Source organism: Rhodococcus sp. (in: high G+C Gram-positive bacteria) (assembly GCF_049591685.1).
GTDB lineage: Bacteria > Actinomycetota > Actinomycetes > Mycobacteriales > Mycobacteriaceae > Rhodococcoides.
In genome coordinates this window covers 1-2,239 of the sequence record NZ_JBAWFH010000279.1, presented here as the reverse complement: position 1 = coordinate 2,239, position 2,239 = coordinate 1, and the positions used below count along the sequence as shown (strand labels likewise).

At 62.0% G+C, this 2,239-nt stretch carries 4 protein-coding genes and 1 rRNA gene; 4 read left to right on the top strand and 1 reads right to left on the bottom strand.

Annotation, left to right across the window (positions count from 1 at the left end):
- The 4 genes from WBQ44_RS11770 to WBQ44_RS11755 form a co-directional block, all read left to right on the top strand.
- Positions 1–478: ATP-binding protein (locus WBQ44_RS11770; protein WP_495566870.1), on the top strand; the 478-nt coding region annotated here is incomplete at its 5' end.
- 64 nt (positions 479–542) lie between these two features.
- The gene (locus WBQ44_RS11765) at positions 543–812 is read left to right on the top strand and encodes an SIMPL domain-containing protein (RefSeq protein WP_495566869.1); all 270 of its coding nucleotides are present in this window, start codon (positions 543–545) and stop codon (positions 810–812) included.
- Positions 813–824: 12 nt separating this feature from the next.
- A complete protein-coding gene (locus WBQ44_RS11760; RefSeq protein WP_495566868.1) occupies positions 825–1,205 on the top strand; it encodes an SIMPL domain-containing protein in 381 nt (126 codons plus the stop codon).
- 109 nt (positions 1,206–1,314) lie between these two features.
- The gene (locus tag WBQ44_RS11755) at positions 1,315–2,049 is read left to right on the top strand and encodes a YqjF family protein (RefSeq protein WP_495566867.1); all 735 of its coding nucleotides are present in this window, start codon (positions 1,315–1,317) and stop codon (positions 2,047–2,049) included.
- A 75-nt stretch (positions 2,050–2,124) separates the two neighbouring features.
- On the opposite strand, the gene rrf is transcribed toward WBQ44_RS11755, so the two are convergent.
- A 5S ribosomal RNA gene (rrf, locus tag WBQ44_RS11750) occupies positions 2,125–2,239 on the bottom strand; the annotation flags it as partial.

Sequence of the window (2,239 nt, the reverse complement as noted above, 5' to 3'; positions counted from 1 at the left end):
ACTGCAGATGGCGCTGTTCGCGTGGATCAAGAAGAACCCGGCCGGCGACAGGCCACTGGGAGGATTGTTCGTCATGGACGAGGCGCAGACGTTAGCACCGTCAGGCGCAATGACGGCTTGTACACAGAGCACGCTGGCACTTGCGTCACAGGCTCGCAAATACGGACTCGGATTGGTCTTCGCGACGCAGGCACCCAAGGGTCTGAACAACCGAATTCCCGGTAACGCAGCTACCCAGTTCTTCGGCTTCCTCAACAGCCCCGTCCAGATAGACGCGGCCAAAGAAATGGCTCAGGCGAAGGGTAGCTCGGCCACCGACATCGGTCGCCTGAAGACCGGTCAGTTCTACGCGGCGGTCGAGGGCGAAGGGTTCAACAAGGTTCAAGCCCCCCTCTGTTTGAGCTATCACCCGAAAAGCCCACTCACCACCGAAGAGGTGATCGACCTGGCACATCGGTCCGTGATACCTCCACGATGAGACTCGGGCAATCGGTCTGCGAACAACACGTATGCCAGTCGCGGGCTGTGCCAGACTCGGAACCATGGATGCGAACTCCGTCGAGATCACGGTCGTAGGTCAAGGCCAGGTCGCGTACCCGGCCGAGCGGTGCAGGGTGTCGCTGGTCGTCAAGTCGGATGGACGCTCCGCGGAGGCGGCCGCCGAACCTGCTCATCGAATTGTCAGGGAGCTCACGGGTCTCATCGATCCGTTGTACAACTCGGACGTCGGGCCGATCGATGCGTGGACCCTGGATCAGGTTCGACACTTCCGGTACCGCCCAACGAATATCGACGGTGAGCAACTTCCCTAAGTCTACCAGGCTTTGGCGTCGGTCGCAGTCGAGTTCGGTCAGATCGACGTCATCGACGCTTTCGTCTATGCGGTGTCCGCGGTGGACGGCGCCGACATCGACAATTTCGAATGGATGTTGACCGAAGACAGCGCAGCCGAAAAGACGCGACATGTGCGCACTTTGGCGGTTCAGGATGCCGTGGAGAAGGCCGAGGTATACGCGCGGAGCGTAGGGCGCACCGCTATGACCGCACTGGCAGTTGCGGACCCAGGTTTACTCGGAGTAGGAGCCACCCAGCCAGACTTCGCCGCCGCGGCACGTGCCTACAAGGGCGCAGACGACGGGTTCGACCTGAAGCCGCAGGACATCGTCATTCGCGCCCAGGTGCACGCGAGATTTGCCGCTAGCTGACGGCCCGAGCCGCCGCCTCGGCTGTCCGCTGACCCACATCGCCGCGCATCGCGCCTACTGTCGAGCCGTGGACCGAGATGATGCAGGACGCCTGTGGCCGAGACCCCCTATGCTCCCACGGCCGATCCTAATGGGCCAGCGATGGGAAGACCTGGTCTTCCTGCATTGGCGCGTGCCAAGCGTCGACGTCGCACCGCTACTGCCGAAGGGCTGCATCCCCGACGAATTCGACGGCTCCTCCTGGGTCGGATTGATCGGGTTCCGGATGGTCGGCGCTGGACTCGGCTACGGACGTCCCATCCCCTACTTCGGCACCTTCGCCGAGATCAACGTCCGACTGTATTCAGTCGATGCAGAAGGCCGGCGCGGCGTCGTATTTCGGTCACTGGAAGCCAGCCGATTGGCCGTCGTCCTCGGTACGAACATCGCCGGCGTCCCCTATCGCTGGAGTTCGATCAGCACACGCGAAACCCAAAGAAGGATCAGCTATCGCAGCACCCGGCTCACACCCCCACATCGAGGCGCGACAACGGATTTCGGCGCAGTGCGAACATCGAGAGACATGACCCGCGACCCACTTGCTCAGTTCCTCACTGCTCGGTGGGGTCTACACACGTCATACGCCGGGCGATTGCTGTACGTACCGAACTTGCACAGTCGCTGGAGGCTGTTCGAAGCTGAGCTCACCCACTGTCAAGACGAACTCGTCGACAGAGCCGGGCTTCCCAACGTTGCTGCACAACAGCCGGATTCGATCCTGTGCGGTAACGGTGTGACCACGCAGTTCGGAAGGCCTCACGTCGTTCGATCAGCCACCGTCGGTGACCGACGGCGCATGCAATAACGCACGTCGAGCACCCAATTGCCCTGGAATGCAGAAAACCCCCGACCGTGTGGTCGGGGGTTGTCTGGAATGTGTGTTCGGCGGTGTCCTACTCTCCCACACCCTGTCGAGTGCAGTACCATCGGCGCTGGAGGGCTTAGCTTCCGGGTTCGGAATGGGACCGGGCGTTTCCCCTCCGCTATGGCCGCCG

What these genes read in the sequence shown, in the direction of transcription:
- WBQ44_RS11765 (WP_495566869.1), top strand. Translation starts at nt 543, where the DNA reads ATGGATGCGAACTCCGTCGAGATCACGGTCGTAGGTCAAGGCCAGGTC.
- WBQ44_RS11755 (WP_495566867.1), top strand. Translation starts at nt 1,315, where the DNA reads ATGCTCCCACGGCCGATCCTAATGGGCCAGCGATGGGAAGACCTGGTC.